Annotated in this window: 15 protein-coding genes and 1 tRNA gene; 13 read left to right on the top strand and 3 right to left on the bottom strand. The window is 58.1% G+C overall.

What is annotated here, in order from left to right; translation table 11 throughout:
* Positions 1-39: 39 nt before the first annotated feature.
* The 8 genes from rpmI (at position 40) to CAG02_RS26120 (ending at position 5548) form a co-directional block, all read left to right on the top strand.
* Positions 40-234, top strand: a complete 195-nt coding sequence (gene rpmI, locus CAG02_RS26085; RefSeq protein ID WP_002553160.1) for a 50S ribosomal protein L35 — start codon at positions 40-42, stop codon at positions 232-234.
* Positions 235-264: 30 nt separating this feature from the next.
* Positions 265-621 carry a 50S ribosomal protein L20 gene (gene rplT, locus CAG02_RS26090; protein ID WP_007913489.1) on the top strand — a complete coding sequence of 119 codons (357 nt, stop codon included), beginning with the start codon at positions 265-267 and terminating at the stop codon, positions 619-621.
* A 109-nt stretch (positions 622-730) separates the two neighbouring features.
* Complete coding sequence (gene pheS, locus CAG02_RS26095; protein ID WP_085712031.1) at positions 731-1747, top strand: phenylalanine--tRNA ligase subunit alpha; 1017 nt, start codon at positions 731-733, stop codon at positions 1745-1747.
* 26 nt (positions 1748-1773) lie between these two features.
* Positions 1774-4152 carry a phenylalanine--tRNA ligase subunit beta gene (pheT, locus tag CAG02_RS26100; protein ID WP_085712032.1) on the top strand — a complete coding sequence of 793 codons (2379 nt, stop codon included), beginning with the start codon at positions 1774-1776 and terminating at the stop codon, positions 4150-4152.
* 3 nt (positions 4153-4155) lie between these two features.
* On the top strand, positions 4156-4458 hold the full coding sequence (gene ihfA, locus CAG02_RS26105; RefSeq protein ID WP_002553164.1) for an integration host factor subunit alpha: 303 nt from the start codon (positions 4156-4158) through the stop codon (positions 4456-4458).
* Entirely contained in the window at positions 4439-4795 is a 357-nt protein-coding gene (locus CAG02_RS26110; protein WP_003179985.1) for a MerR family transcriptional regulator, read from the top strand. The genes ihfA and CAG02_RS26110 overlap by 20 nt, the downstream gene beginning before the upstream one ends.
* A gap of 89 nt (positions 4796-4884) precedes the next feature.
* Positions 4885-4961, top strand: a tRNA-Pro gene (locus CAG02_RS26115).
* Between the two features lie 197 nt (positions 4962-5158).
* The gene (locus CAG02_RS26120; protein WP_085712033.1) at positions 5159-5548 is read left to right on the top strand and encodes a hypothetical protein; all 390 of its coding nucleotides are present in this window, start codon (positions 5159-5161) and stop codon (positions 5546-5548) included.
* Between the two features lie 52 nt (positions 5549-5600).
* On the opposite strand, the gene CAG02_RS26125 is transcribed toward CAG02_RS26120, so the two are convergent.
* Positions 5601-5810 carry a hypothetical protein gene (locus tag CAG02_RS26125; protein ID WP_085712034.1) on the bottom strand — a complete coding sequence of 70 codons (210 nt, stop codon included), beginning with the start codon at positions 5808-5810 and terminating at the stop codon, positions 5601-5603.
* The gene (gene rtcR, locus CAG02_RS26130; RefSeq protein WP_085712035.1) at positions 5785-7404 is read right to left on the bottom strand and encodes an RNA repair transcriptional activator RtcR; all 1620 of its coding nucleotides are present in this window, start codon (positions 7402-7404) and stop codon (positions 5785-5787) included. The genes CAG02_RS26125 and rtcR overlap by 26 nt, the downstream gene beginning before the upstream one ends.
* Positions 7405-7610: 206 nt before the next feature.
* Here rtcR and CAG02_RS26135 point away from each other — a divergent pair, with 206 nt between their 5' ends.
* The 5 genes from CAG02_RS26135 to CAG02_RS26155 all read left to right on the top strand — a co-directional run bounded on the left by CAG02_RS26135 (position 7611) and on the right by CAG02_RS26155 (position 13014).
* Positions 7611-9158 carry a TROVE domain-containing protein gene (locus tag CAG02_RS26135; protein WP_085712036.1) on the top strand — a complete coding sequence of 516 codons (1548 nt, stop codon included), beginning with the start codon at positions 7611-7613 and terminating at the stop codon, positions 9156-9158.
* Positions 9159-9515: 357 nt separating this feature from the next.
* Positions 9516-10742, top strand: a complete 1227-nt coding sequence (locus CAG02_RS26140) for an RtcB family protein (protein ID WP_085712128.1) — start codon at positions 9516-9518, stop codon at positions 10740-10742.
* Between the two features lie 39 nt (positions 10743-10781).
* The gene (locus CAG02_RS26145; protein WP_085712037.1) at positions 10782-11570 is read left to right on the top strand and encodes a nucleotidyltransferase domain-containing protein; all 789 of its coding nucleotides are present in this window, start codon (positions 10782-10784) and stop codon (positions 11568-11570) included.
* Between the two features lie 8 nt (positions 11571-11578).
* The gene (gene rtcA, locus CAG02_RS26150) at positions 11579-12610 is read left to right on the top strand and encodes an RNA 3'-terminal phosphate cyclase (protein ID WP_085712038.1); all 1032 of its coding nucleotides are present in this window, start codon (positions 11579-11581) and stop codon (positions 12608-12610) included.
* A gap of 74 nt (positions 12611-12684) precedes the next feature.
* Positions 12685-13014, top strand: a complete 330-nt coding sequence (locus tag CAG02_RS26155) for a hypothetical protein (RefSeq protein WP_085712039.1) — start codon at positions 12685-12687, stop codon at positions 13012-13014.
* Between the two features lie 56 nt (positions 13015-13070).
* Here the strand turns inward: CAG02_RS26155 and CAG02_RS26160 are convergent, their stop codons facing one another.
* Positions 13071-13484: a VOC family protein gene (locus tag CAG02_RS26160; RefSeq protein ID WP_085712040.1), complete on the bottom strand. Its 414-nt coding sequence runs from the start codon at positions 13482-13484 to the stop codon at positions 13071-13073.
* Between the last annotated feature and the right edge of the window lie 23 nt (positions 13485-13507).

Consider the following 13507-nt stretch of genomic DNA (forward strand, 5'->3'; position numbering starts at 1 on the left):
TCTGATTATGTTTATCAACTGAATGCGGAGTATCCGAACATGCCAAAGATGAAAACCAAAAGTGGTGCTGCTAAGCGGTTTCTGAAAACTGCTAACGGTATCAAGCACAAGCACGCTTTCAAGAGCCACATCCTGACCAAAATGTCGACCAAGCGTAAGCGTCAACTGCGCGGTAGCAGCTTGCTGCATCCGTCTGACGTGGCAAAAGTCGAGCGCATGCTGCGCCTTCGTTAATTTTTGGATCAAGAATAGAGGAAGTAACTCATGGCTCGTGTAAAGCGTGGCGTCATTGCCCGTAAACGTCACAAAAAAATTCTGAAACTTGCTAAAGGCTACTACGGCGCTCGCTCGCGCGTATTCCGTGTTGCCAAGCAAGCGGTAATCAAGGCAGGCCAATACGCCTACCGTGACCGTCGTCAGAAAAAACGTCAGTTCCGCGCTCTGTGGATCGCTCGTATCAACGCTGGTGCTCGTGTTAACGGTCTGTCCTACAGCCGTTTCATCGCTGGCCTGAAAAAAGCGTCCATCGAGATCGACCGTAAGGTTCTGGCTGATCTGGCAGTGAACGAAAAAGCGGTGTTTGCCGCGATTGTCGAGAAAGCTAAAGCCACCTTGGCTTAAGTACCCCCGACAGTCACCCGGCCTCACCTCTGTGGGGTCAGGTGGTAAACGTCATAAATAGGGGAAGAGCCTTCAAGCTCTTCCCCTATTTTGTATCTGGAGTCTGTACATGGAAAACCTGGATGCGCTGGTCTCTCAAGCACTAGAGGCTGTGCAAAGCGCTGAAGATATCAATGCCCTGGAGCAAATCCGGGTTCAATACCTTGGCAAAAAGGGTGAATTGACTCAGGTGATGAAGACCCTGGGGAATTTGCCAGCAGAGGAGCGTCCGCAGGTCGGCGCCCTGATCAACGTTGCCAAGGAACGTGTCACAGGCGTTCTCAATGCGCGCATGGCTCTGTTTGAAGAGGCCGAACTGGCTGCCAAACTGTCCGCCGAATCCATTGACGTAACCCTGCCGGGCCGTGGTCAGACCTCCGGTGGTCTGCATCCGGTAACCCGGACTCTGGAACGTATCGAACAGTTCTTCACCCGCATCGGCTACGGCATTGCCGAAGGCCCTGAGGTCGAAGACGATTATCACAACTTCGAGGCGCTCAACATCCCAGGCCATCACCCGGCCCGGTCGATGCACGACACCTTCTATTTCAATGCGAACATGCTGTTGCGCACCCATACCTCACCGGTACAGGTCCGCACCATGGAATCGCAGCAGCCGCCGATCCGCATCGTCTGCCCAGGCCGTGTGTATCGCAGCGACTCCGATATCACCCACTCGCCGATGTTCCACCAGGTCGAAGGCCTGCTGGTCGATCGCGACATCAATTTCGCCGACCTGAAAGGGACTATCGAAGAGTTCCTGCGGGTGTTCTTCGAGAAAGAACTGGCAGTACGTTTCCGTCCTTCCTACTTCCCGTTCACCGAGCCATCCGCTGAAGTCGACATGGAATGCGTGATGTGCAGCGGTAAAGGTTGCCGTGTCTGCAAGCAGACCGGCTGGCTGGAAGTCATGGGCTGCGGCATGGTTCACCCGAATGTGCTGCGCATGTCCGGGATCGACCCGGAAGAGTTCTCGGGCTTTGCCTTCGGCATGGGCGTCGAGCGTCTGGCCATGCTGCGTTACGGCGTGAACGACTTGCGTCTGTTCTTCGACAACGACTTGCGGTTCCTCGCGCAATTTCGCTAGTCGTAACGAATTTTTAGGAGAGCAGGATGAAATTCAGTGAACAATGGCTGCGTGGCTGGGTCAGCCCGCAGGTAAATCGCGACGAGCTGGTTGCTCGTCTGTCGATGGCCGGTCTTGAGGTCGATAGCGTTACGCCGGCCGCCGGTGCATTCAGTGGTGTAGTGGTGGGTGAGGTTCTGAGTACCGAACAACACCCTGACGCCGACAAGTTGCGTGTGTGCCAGGTGAGCAATGGTGCGGAAACCTTCCAGGTCGTGTGCGGTGCGCCAAATGTGCGTCCGGGCCTGAAGATTCCGTTCGCCATGATCGGTGCCGAGCTGCCGGGCGACTTCAAGATCAAGAAGGCCAAGCTGCGTGGCGTCGAGTCCAACGGCATGCTGTGCTCGCAATCCGAGCTGCAGGTCGGTGAAGGCAATGACGGTCTGATGGAGCTGCCGGCCGATGCGCCGGTGGGCGAAGATTTCCGCGTTTATCTGGATCTGGAAGACGCCAGCATCGAGGTCGACCTGACCCCGAACCGCGGCGACTGCCTGTCCCTGGCCGGTCTGGCTCGTGAGGTGGGTGCGCTGTACGACGCTCCTGTCACTCGTCCTGTGGTGATGACCGTTCCGGCTGTGCACGATGAAGTGCGCTCGGTAGAAGTGCTGGCGCCTGCTGCGTGTCCGCGTTACCTGGGTCGAGTCATCCGCAATGTTGACCTGTCCAAGCCTACGCCGCTGTGGATGGTGGAGCGCCTGCGTCGCGCCGAAGTCCGCAGCATCGACGCCGCCGTCGACATCACCAACTACGTGATGCTTGAACTGGGTCAGCCGCTGCACGCTTTCGACCTCGCGGAAATTAATGGCGGCATTCGTGTGCGCATGGCGGAAGAGGGCGAGAAGCTCGTTCTGCTCGACGGTCAGGAAGTCAGCCTGCGTAGCGATACGCTGGTGATCGCCGACCACACTCGCGCTCTGGCCATTGCCGGCGTGATGGGTGGCGAGCACAGCGGTGTATCCGCGACCACTCGCGACGTGTTCCTTGAAAGTGCATTCTTCGACCAGATCGCTGTGGCGGGCAAGGCTCGCTCCTACGGTCTGCACACTGATGCTTCGCACCGCTATGAGCGTGGCGTGGACTGGCAATTGGCCCGTGAAGCCATGGAGCGTGCCACTGGCCTGCTGCTGGAAATCACCGGTGGCGAAGCCGGCCCGATCATCGAAGCCGTCAGCGAGCAGCACTTGCCGTCGATCGCGCCGATCACTTTGCGTGCTCAGCGCATCACCCAGATGCTGGGTATGGAAATGGATTCGGCCGAAGTCGAGCGTCTGCTCAATGCTTTGGGCCTGAAGGTTTCCGCCGACGGGGCAGGGCAATGGCGCGTAGAAGTACCGAGCCATCGCTTCGATATCAGCCTGGAAGTCGACCTGATCGAAGAACTGGCGCGTCTGTACGGTTACAACCGTCTGCCGGTTCGTTACCCGCAAGCTCGTCTGGCGCCGCAAGCCAAGGCTGAAGCGCGCAGCGATCTGCCGGAGCTGCGTCGTCTGTTGGTCGCTCGTGGTTATCAGGAAGCGATCACCTATAGTTTCATCGATCCAAAGCAATTCGAACTGTTCAATCCAGGTGTCGAGCCGCTGCTGTTGGCGAACCCGATCTCCAATGACATGGCCGCCATGCGTTCGTCGCTGTGGCCGGGTCTGGTCAAGGCGCTGCAGCACAACCTCAACCGTCAACAGGATCGCGTCCGTTTGTTCGAGAGCGGTCTGCGCTTCGTTGGTCAGCTGGAAGGCCTGAAGCAAGAGCCGATGCTGGCCGGTGTTGTCTGCGGTAGCCGTCTGCCGGAAGGCTGGGCGCAAGGTCGCGATACCGTGGACTTCTTCGACGTCAAGGCTGACGTGGAAGCGGTGCTGGGCTTTGCCGGTGCGCTGGATTCGTTCACTTTCACTCCGGGCAAACACCCGGCGCTGCACCCGGGTCAAACCGCGCGCATCGAGCGTGAAGGGCGTGAAGTCGGCTTTATCGGTGCGATTCACCCTGAACTGTCGAAATCCTTGGGTCTCGACCGTCCGGTCTTCGTCTTCGAGCTGGTTCTGGCTGAAGTCGCTTTGGGTAAAATGCCGAAATTCCACGAGTTGTCGCGCTTTCCTGAAGTGCGTCGTGACCTTGCACTGATTGCGCACAAAGACGTTGCAGCCTCGGCTGTACTGGACGTAATCCGTGAAAATGCAGGCGAATGGCTCACGGATCTCAGGCTGTTTGACGTGTATCAGGGTAAAGGTATTGATCCTGATAGAAAAAGCCTTGCAGTCGGCTTGACCTGGCAGCATCCATCGCGCACTCTTAATGACGATGAGGTGAACTCGACGACGCAAAATATCCTCACCTCGCTCGAACAAAGGTTGAACGCCACGTTAAGGAAGTGACGTATGGGGGCTTTGACGAAAGCTGAGATGGCGGAACGTCTGTATGAAGAGCTGGGCCTGAACAAGCGGGAAGCCAAGGAATTGGTCGAACTGTTTTTCGAGGAAATCAGGCACGCTCTTGAAGACAACGAGCAGGTCAAATTGTCGGGTTTCGGCAATTTCGACCTTCGGGACAAGCGCCAGCGGCCTGGCCGCAACCCGAAAACGGGGGAAGAAATCCCGATCACGGCTCGCCGTGTGGTCACCTTTCGTCCAGGGCAGAAGTTGAAAGCCCGAGTTGAGGCTTATGCTGGAACCAAGTCATAACGACGAACTACCCGTCATCCCGGGCAAACGCTACTTCACCATTGGTGAAGTCAGCGAGCTGTGTGCGGTAAAGCCGCACGTGCTGCGCTACTGGGAGCAGGAGTTTCCTCAGCTCAACCCCGTCAAACGCCGCGGAAACCGCCGGTATTATCAGCGCCAGGACGTGCTGATGATCCGGCAGATCCGCGCGCTCCTTTACGATCAAGGGTTCACCATCGGCGGTGCGCGTCTGCGCCTGTCCGGTGATGAAGCCAAAGACGATACAACCCAATACAAGCAAATGATCCGCCAGATGATCGCCGAGCTCGAAGATGTTCTGGTGGTCCTCAAGAAATAATTTCCTGCTTTTAAATACTTCCAGTTTTCAAAAGCTTGCGATATATTCTTGAGCGTTCTTCGAGATGGAGAACGAGTTTCAAACCTAGTCGGGGCGTAGCGCAGTCCGGTAGCGCACTAGCATGGGGTGCTAGGGGTCGAGTGTTCGAATCACTCCGTCCCGACCATATAATTCAATGACTTAGCCCAACTTTAGCGAGTTGGGCTTTTTCATGTGCGTGGCATTTGCGGGACTTCTCTTCGCCTTTGTTTCACAGTTGCTCGTTCATTTCCTTGATCGCCCACAGCTGCTGATCAGAATCGCCTGAAACGGCCAATATCGGAAATCAGAGTGTGCCGGCAAAATTTGGAGGCAGTGAAAGTCATGGAGCACACGAACCATCCTTTGACGTTCCTCAAGCGCTTTCGCTATCTGATACTAACTTTGATGGTTGCAGCGGCTCTGGTGAATGCCTTTGTGCGCTACACGGGAGAATGGAGCCTTTTCTGGCTGTCCCTGGCGATGCAGGCGTGGTTTATGCAAGCCGTCTTCGCTTACCTGCGTGGCGGTTGGGTGGTCATTGGGCCGGGTGGTTTAGCTAAAGATGCCAGCCCGGTTGGCAGGGCGATATTGGCGGCAACAGCGTTTGGATTGTATTTGCTGATGTTCGGTTACGACGGCCATGATCGTGAAGACTCTATTTACGAGCGGCGCCCCTCGGACTGGACCATGCCGACTCGCGAGGAAATCGGCCGGTCTTCCGAGCGCAAGTGATTCATGCTGTTGTAGATTGTCCCAGGTTCTGTTGACTGTCTTGGCGTTCATCTTAATGGAGCGTCGCAGCCCTGCGACTTTCTCCAATCCTGATTCTGTCGAGTGCATGATTTAGCGCATCCAGAGCGTCAAGGAGTGCCTTGGCTTCGGCTTCGCGACCATCGCCCCAAAGACGTTCCGCCATGTTGTTCAGGGCCTGGATCGAACGTTCTATTTCGGCAGCGGTTGCTGCCGTTTTACTTTGCGGCTGATTCTTTGGCATCGGTCACCTGGCTCCATTCAATTCCAAACCGTCCCAGATACTTTCTCAATCGGTCCGCATCATTGGGTTGTGCCTTCGCCTGGCGCGATACGCCGAACAAGCGTCTGCCGGCATCCGACAAGCTATCTGACTCTCTACACACTGCCAGTACGGCCTTCAATTGCAATCGGTCAAACAGGTCCATGCCTTCGGCGTCTCCCGGCAAATCGTCCGTCATTCGTCCCGGTTGCTTCAGTCCCCAGGCATAACGAAGTCGATCAATTTCTTCCTGCACCTGCACTTCATCAATTCGCCCGCTGTCGGCCAGTGTTGCCATGCGTGTGATCGAGGCTGACAGTTCGCGAAAATTACCCAGCCATGCCGCTTCGCGTGAGCTGGCAAAGGCCAGATAGCGCCTGCGCGCTTCGAGGTTGAAGCGTACCAGTTGGCCGTGTTCGCGCGCGTGGCGTTCAAGTTCGAAGTCGATGTTCGGTTCGATGTCTTCGCGCCGACCCGCCAGGCCCGGCAGGTCGAACGTCCAGAGGTTGATTCGGGCGTAGAGATCCTCCCGAAACAAGCCTTCAGCGACACGGCTGCGCAGATCGCGATGGGTGCCGGCGATAATCAGAAAGTCGCTGTCGACTTCCTTGTCCGAGCCGAGCGGGAAGAAACGTTTCTCCTCAATGGCCTTGAGCAGCATGGCTTGTTCGTCTGCACCCAGTTCGCCGATTTCATCGAGAAACAACATGCCACCGTCGGCGGCGCGCAACAGGCCGTCGCGGGCATTTTGCGCGCCGGTGAAGGCGCCTTTGACGTGGCCGAACAGCGCGGACATCGCGCCGTCGCCGCGCAGGGTGGCGCAGTTCACTTCAACGAAGCGTCCCTGCATCTGGTGGCGGCCGCGTTTGAGCTCATAGATCCGCCGGGCGAGGAAGGATTTGCCGGCCCCGGTCGGGCCGATCAGCAGCATCGGCGCTTTCGAGCGCACAGCGACGCGTTCAATCTGTTCGATGGAGCGGTTGAACGCGGCGTTGCGTGTGGCGATGCCGGATTTAAGAAACTCCAGGCCTTCCAGCCGCTTGTTGGTAAAGCGAGTGGCAATTCGATCGTAGCGCGACAAATCCAGATCGATCAGCGCGTGGGTACCAGTAGCCAGCTCGTCTTCGCTCTTGCGGCGGGCGGGGGAGGTCTGGATCAGTCGTGCCGGCAGGTAGCGCGCCTCGGTCAGCAGGAACCAGCAGATCTGCGCAACGTGGGTACCGGTGGTGATGTGGACCAGATAGTCCTCGCGCTCGGTATCGAAGGTGTATTCGGTGGTGAAGTCGTGCAGCGCGCCGTAGACCTCCTCGAAATCCCACGGGTTGCGCAGCGTCATCGGGTGCAGGCAGACCTCGGTTTCAGGCGATACCTGGCGAATGTCTTCGCGAATCCGCTCGGCAAGGCTGACGTCCCGGGCGTCTGTGCCGTGAATCAATTCCAGTCGATGGATCAGTACATCCGGCTGCTGGCACAGGCCCACGCTCGGGCGCCAATGGTTCCAGCGATTGGCACCTTTGCTTACGCGATCGAGGGTTGCTCCGATGAAACCGATGGCAACAGTGCGCTTGTTTTGCATGGCTATCTCAAAAGATAAACGACGATATCAAATGATAGTGTTTGGCGAATCGTCTTGTCGTGCTTAATGTTCAGAGATCGACTCTTCGAAAATAAAAAAACTATATAAATCAATAACATGAATATAAATAAATGGATTTTTTCAAAACTGGCACGGCGGCTGCAATATCTCTCGCAACGAACAGGACAACACAGCGAGACGCCACGATGGCCAACTTGAATCTCTTCAACACACAATCGAACAACCTGCCGGCGTGCGATACCGTGAATGCTTCGGGAGCCGCAGCTTATGCCTATACGCCCAAGCATCAATTGGCCCAGTTGGCAGTGACCGGTTGTCTGAACCAGACCTTTTACGCAACGGCGCAAAACCAGCTGGATCAGGTGTTGAAACTGGTGGCCGAACTGGACAGCCGCTTTGTAGCCAACGCTGCTATATACGCCCGCCAAAAAGGCCATATGAAAGACATGCCGGCCTTGTTGCTGGCGGCGCTGACCGCCCAGCGTTCGGTATTGGTACCGGAGGTGTTCGGAGAGATCGTGGACAGTGGCAAGATGCTGCGCAACTTCGTACAGATTCTGCGTAGTGGTGCCACCGGGCGTAAATCCCTCGGCTCGCAGCCCAAGCGACTGGTTCAGGACTGGCTGAACAGCGCGACCGAGCGGCAACTGCTGCAAGCGTCGATCGGTAATCAGCCCTCGCTGGCGGATGTGGTGAAAATGGTTCACCCCAAACCGTCCGAAGCCTGGCGCGAAGCGTTCTTCGCCTGGCTGATCGGCAAACCGGTGGACGTACAAGCGCTGCCGGAACTGACCCGCGATCTGCTGGCGTTTCGTAGCGGTGTAAGTGATCGAGTAGCCGAGGTGCCTTTTCAATTGCTCGGCAACGAGACCCTGAGCAAGGAGCAATGGGCCGCTCAAGCGCAAAACATGGGCTGGCAGGGGCTTCGCATCAACCTCAACACCCTTGCGCGCCATGGTGCCTTTGAAGTGCCGGGTTGCACCGAGTACGTGGCCGGACGGTTGGCGGATCCCGAAGCAGTCGCCAAGGCGCGGGTGTATCCGTACCAGTTGCTGACGGCGTACCGAATGGTTGGTGATGACGTTCCGGCGCCAATACGTGAGGCGCTGCAAGATGCACTTGAGTTGTCGTTGGCCAATGTGCCGAAGCTTGAAGGCGCGGTGGTGGTCTGCCCGGACGTCTCCGGGTCGATGGGCAGCCCGCTGACCGGTTACCGACAGGGTGCGACCACAGCAGTTCGCTGCATCGATGTGGCGGCGTTGATCGCGGCAGCGGTGTTGCGCAAACAGCCGGCCGCGCGAGTGATGCCGTTCGAGGTCGACGTGGTGGATATCACGCTCAACCCGCGGGACAGTGTAATCAGCAATGCCGAAAAGCTTGCAGGCATTTTCGGTGGCGGAACCTGCTGCTCGGCGCCGCTGAAGAAGCTGGCAGACCGCAGGGCCAAGGTCGACACGCTGATCATGGTGTCGGACAACGAATCCTGGATCGATGCGCGACGTCGAGGGGCGAGCGAAACGATGCTGCAATGGGAGCGGATAAAGCGGATCAACCCGCAGGCACGCCTGATTTGTATCGACCTGCAGCCGGGTTGGGCGACACCGGCGGCGGATCGCGGCGACATCCTGAATGTCGGCGGTTTCAGTGACGCGGTGTTTGATGTGATCGAGCAATTCACCGCCGGTCGATACGGCCCGCAGCACTGGGTCGAAGCGATCGAACGTATGGAATGAAGCTGAATAACTGATTTGTCACGGGCACTGAATGCCGCTGGGACTACATCCAAGACGTCTCATCAAACCCTTGTCAGTGCACGTGACGGCACGAATGCCGATGGCTGTACATCTGAGGCCGGCTAACCCCGGTGCGCGGCGACGCGCAACAGTCATCAACCTTTGTCGTGCCACCTTTTTCGAATTTGCCCGGCGAATGCCGGTGGAACTACAGGACAGCGTGCGCACGGGTTCGAATCCCGTCGGCCGAAGGGTCGTAGCTCAGCGGTAGAGCGCGCTGCATGTTTCACCCGACCTTGTCGCCGACGGCTGTGTAACAGCGCCGGATTATTGGCCAGACAATAAAGAATCGAGATGATGAAAGAAAACACGTACCAACTGCTGGAAGTTGCCAACGGCAAGCCGATCAAGCTCTGGACCGAAGGCGTCCCGGTGGAAAACGAAGCCCGCGAGCAACTGATGAACACGGCGAAGATGCCCTTCATCTTCAAGCATCTCGCCGTAATGCCGGATGTCCACCTGGGCAAGGGCTCGACCATTGGCAGCGTGATTCCCACCGTGGGCGCGATCATTCCGGCGGCGGTCGGGGTCGATATCGGCTGCGGCATGATTGCCGCGCGGACTTCTCTGACCGCTGCCGATCTGCCGGACAACCTGCACGGTCTGCGCAGTGCCATCGAACAGGCGGTGCCTCATGGCCGCAGTTCGACCCGCTCGCAGCGGGACAAGGGCGCCTGGGGGGAGATTCCGAAGGAGGCCGATCAGGCGTGGGCGGCGTTGCATCCACGGTTCAAGGCAATCACCGACAAGTACCCGAAACTGGCCAATACCAACAACCGCGGACATCTCGGAACGCTGGGCAGCGGCAACCATTTCATCGAAGTGTGCCTGGATGAAGCCAACCGGGTCTGGTTCATGTTGCACAGCGGCTCGCGCGGTGTTGGCAACGCCATCGGCAACCTGTTCATTCAAATGGCCCAAGCGGATATGCGTCAGCACATTGCCAATCTGCCGGACCGTGACCTGGCCTACTTCGAAGAAGGCAGCCGGCACTTTGATGATTACGTGGAGGCGGTGGGCTGGGCCCAGGACTTCGCCAGGCAGAACCGCGCATTGATGATGCAGGCCGTGATTCAGGCGACGCGGCAGATTATCCGCAAGCCTTTCGAGGTAGCGCTGGAGGCGGTGAACTGCCATCACAACTACGTGCAGAAAGAGCGGCACTTCGGCGAAGACATTCTGGTCACCCGCAAAGGTGCGGTATCGGCGAAGAAGGGTGAGTTGGGGATCATCCCTGGCTCGATGGGCGCCAAGAGCTTCATTGTTCGCGGCTTGGGCAATGAGGAGTCGTTTTGCTCCTGCAGCCACGGTGCCGGACGGACCATGAGTCGTACCCGAGCGAAAAACACCTTCACGGTCGAGGATCAGATCCGTGCCACTGCGCACGTTGAATGCCGCAAGGACGCCGCGGTGATCGATGAAATTCCGATGGCCTACAAGGATATCGACAAAGTCATGCACGCCCAGCGCGAGCTGGTGGAAGTGCTGCATACCTTGCGTCAGGTGGTGTGCGTCAAGGGATAGCGCGTGCCGCAAGGCTCGCTGGAACAAGGATTGAAGGACATGAATTTTGAAGAGCGTCACCCGCTGTGCAGCGCCATGCGCGCCCGGGTGCTGGAAGAGCTGGCGCGCATAGAGCGCGAGCGTAATGTCACGGTGTTGTATGCCTGTGAATCGGGCAGTCGGGCCTGGGGATTTGCCTCGACCGACAGTGATTACGACGTGCGCTTCGTTTATGTGGAGAAACCCGAGTGGTTCGTCCAGGTCGATGCACCACGGGACGTGATCGAGCGACCGCTGGATGATGAACTTGATGTGAGCGGCTGGGAGCTGCGCAAAACCCTCGGGCTGTTGCGAAAGTCCAATCCGACATTGTTGGAGTGGCTCGACTCGCCGCTGGTGTACCGCAGCGAAACTGCAGCAGTCTCTCAACTTCGGGCGCTTGCCGAGGCGTTCTACAGCCCGCCGGCCGCGCGCAATCACTACCTGTCGATGGCAAAGAAGAACTTCCGTGGCTATTTGCAGGGCGACAGCGTGAGGTTCAAGAAGTACTTCTACGTATTGCGGCCTCTGATGGCCGTGCGCTGGATCGATCAAGGACGTGGCCGGCCACCGATGACGTTCGCAGACCTGCTGAGCACTGTCGATGACCGGGCGTTGCTCGAAGAGGTCGACGAGCTGCTGGCGCTCAAACGCAATGCCGATGAGAGCGCCTACGGTCCTCGTCGTCCGGCGTTGCATGACTTCATCGCCAGGGAACTCAAGCGCGAAGTCCCGACATTGGCCAGAACCCGGGAGGACTCCAGTCAGCTCGATCGATACCTCAGAGAAACCGTCGGGTTGTACGCATAAGGAAGAAAATGAAACAGGACGTGATTGAACTGGACGGTGCCATCGGCGGTGGCCAGGTGTTGCGCAGTGCGTTGAGCCTGTCGATGGTGACAGGGCGGCCATTTCGCATTGAGCGGATTCGTGCCAAACGCAGTCGTCCAGGCTTGTTACGCCAGCACCTGACCGCCGTGATGGCGGCGGCGCAGGTCTGTGGGGCAAGGACCCAGGGCGCAGAATTGGGTTCGCAGGCACTGAGCTTCGAGCCCGGGCCGATTCGCGGCGGCGAATACCGCTTTGCCATCGGTACTGCCGGCAGTTGCACACTGGTGTTGCAGACGTTGCTACCCGCGTTGTTGCGGGCGCCGCAAGCCAGTCGGGTATGGATCAGCGGTGGCACCCATAATCCGTTGGCGCCGCCAACCGATTTCCTCACCCGCAGCTGGTTGCCGTTGATGCGACGCATGGGCGCCGAGGTCGATCTTAAGCTGCTTCGTCATGGCTTCGTTCCTGCGGGTGGCGGCGAAATCGAGGTTACGGTGCAGCCGTCGAAACTGTCAGCGTTGCATGTGTGCGATCGCGGCTCGGCGCTTTCGCAAAAGGCGTTTGCGCTGACGGCAGGGCTCGCATCGGGCATCGCCAGACGTGAGCTTGACCGTGTGGCCCGGCGTTTGAATATGCCGTCAGCGGCGATGAATGCCATCAGCCTTGATCCGGATTGCGGGCCGGGTAACGTGTTGTTGCTGGAGTATGCGTTTGAACACGTCACGGAAGTATTCAGCGCGTTTGGCCAGGCTTCACTGCGCGCAGAGGCCGTTGCGGACGTTGCGATCAATCAGGCAGACGCCTGGTTGCGCAGTGGTGCAGCGGTGGCCGAGCATCTCGCCGATCAACTGTTGTTGCCGATGGCGCTGGCCGGATCGGGCTCGTTTACGACCCCCGGGATGACCGAGCATTTGCACAGCAACATCGCCGTGATCGGGCGTTTTTTGCCAGTCTCCATCGAGTGTCGGGAAGAAAGCGTTGATCGGTTGAGGATCGAAGTCAGCACCCGGGACCAATAGGCGGCAAACTGCTGGCCCCCGAATCTCTCCGGCACCGGCAAACTCGCCTTTTTTCAAAAGGTTAGGCTGGCCCTATGCGGACGACTGTCATCACCGTTGCAACGCTTTCCCTGGCTCTTTTCGCGCTGGGGGCCCAGGGGAGGGAACTGAGCAAGAGCCATCGTTTTGCTTGTACCTGGGGTTCGGACATCGCGGCCGGCGCGCAGCAATCGAAGCTGTCGGGGATTTCCCTTTATGGCGCCCGCAAGCGCTTGCAGGTGCGCAAGTTTCAGCAGCCGTGGATGCGCATGACCGCGATGGGTATCACGGAACAAACCTACAACAGTACCTCGCGTCTCAAGCCCGCAGCCGTCAAGCAGACCTATTACGAACAATGCGTGAGACATGAACTGGCTCAGCGATAAACAAAAAGCCCGACCTGAAGAGGTCGGGCTTTTTCATGTCTGGTGCAATGGTTGCTTCACTTGTCGCTTTCGCAATTGACCATCCACGACACGCCAAAGCGATCCACCAGCATGCCAAAACGTGCGGCCCAGAACGTGGCCTCCAGTGGCATGTCCACCCGACCGTCCTTGGCCAGGGCATTGAAGACTCTTTCAGCTTCGGCGACGGTGTCCACGTTCAGGGAAATAGAGCAACCGCTCATGCCTTGGGTCGGGCGGTCGGGCGTAGTGTCTGAAGCCATGATCATCTGGTCACCCACCTTCAGGCAGGTATGAATGATCAGGTTGTGGTGCTCCCTCGGCACGTGCTCGGCGGCAGGGGTTTCGCCGAACGTCATCATCGCCTCGAGCTTGCCTTGAAGGCATTGTTCGTAAAACGTGAAGGCGGCACGGCAGTCGCCGTTGAAGATCAGGTACGGGTTGATTTTCATGGTGGTGCTCCCGAACAGGCAGT

Origin of the sequence: Pseudomonas sp. R43(2017) (genome assembly GCF_002112345.1) — a bacterium.
Taxonomy (GTDB): domain Bacteria; phylum Pseudomonadota; class Gammaproteobacteria; order Pseudomonadales; family Pseudomonadaceae; genus Aquipseudomonas; species Aquipseudomonas kribbensis.

Excerpts from the sequence above, each read along its gene's own strand:
- rtcR (WP_085712035.1), bottom strand. The coding sequence starts at position 7,404 with ATGCAAAACAAGCGCACTGTTGCCATCGGTTTCATCGGAGCAACCCTC.
- rpmI (WP_002553160.1), top strand. The coding sequence starts at position 40 with ATGCCAAAGATGAAAACCAAAAGTGGTGCTGCTAAGCGGTTTCTGAAA.
- CAG02_RS26125 (WP_085712034.1), bottom strand. The coding sequence starts at position 5,810 with ATGCCAAAGAATCAGCCGCAAAGTAAAACGGCAGCAACCGCTGCCGAA.
- CAG02_RS26120 (WP_085712033.1), top strand. The coding sequence starts at position 5,159 with ATGGAGCACACGAACCATCCTTTGACGTTCCTCAAGCGCTTTCGCTAT.
- ihfA (WP_002553164.1), top strand. The coding sequence starts at position 4,156 with ATGGGGGCTTTGACGAAAGCTGAGATGGCGGAACGTCTGTATGAAGAG.
- CAG02_RS26140 (WP_085712128.1), top strand. The coding sequence starts at position 9,516 with ATGAAAGAAAACACGTACCAACTGCTGGAAGTTGCCAACGGCAAGCCG.
- CAG02_RS26155 (WP_085712039.1), top strand. The coding sequence starts at position 12,685 with ATGCGGACGACTGTCATCACCGTTGCAACGCTTTCCCTGGCTCTTTTC.
- CAG02_RS26160 (WP_085712040.1), bottom strand. The coding sequence starts at position 13,484 with ATGAAAATCAACCCGTACCTGATCTTCAACGGCGACTGCCGTGCCGCC.
- rtcA (WP_085712038.1), top strand. The coding sequence starts at position 11,579 with ATGAAACAGGACGTGATTGAACTGGACGGTGCCATCGGCGGTGGCCAG.
- pheT (WP_085712032.1), top strand. The coding sequence starts at position 1,774 with ATGAAATTCAGTGAACAATGGCTGCGTGGCTGGGTCAGCCCGCAGGTA.
- CAG02_RS26135 (WP_085712036.1), top strand. The coding sequence starts at position 7,611 with ATGGCCAACTTGAATCTCTTCAACACACAATCGAACAACCTGCCGGCG.
- CAG02_RS26110 (WP_003179985.1), top strand. The coding sequence starts at position 4,439 with ATGCTGGAACCAAGTCATAACGACGAACTACCCGTCATCCCGGGCAAA.
- rplT (WP_007913489.1), top strand. The coding sequence starts at position 265 with ATGGCTCGTGTAAAGCGTGGCGTCATTGCCCGTAAACGTCACAAAAAA.
- pheS (WP_085712031.1), top strand. The coding sequence starts at position 731 with ATGGAAAACCTGGATGCGCTGGTCTCTCAAGCACTAGAGGCTGTGCAA.
- CAG02_RS26145 (WP_085712037.1), top strand. The coding sequence starts at position 10,782 with ATGAATTTTGAAGAGCGTCACCCGCTGTGCAGCGCCATGCGCGCCCGG.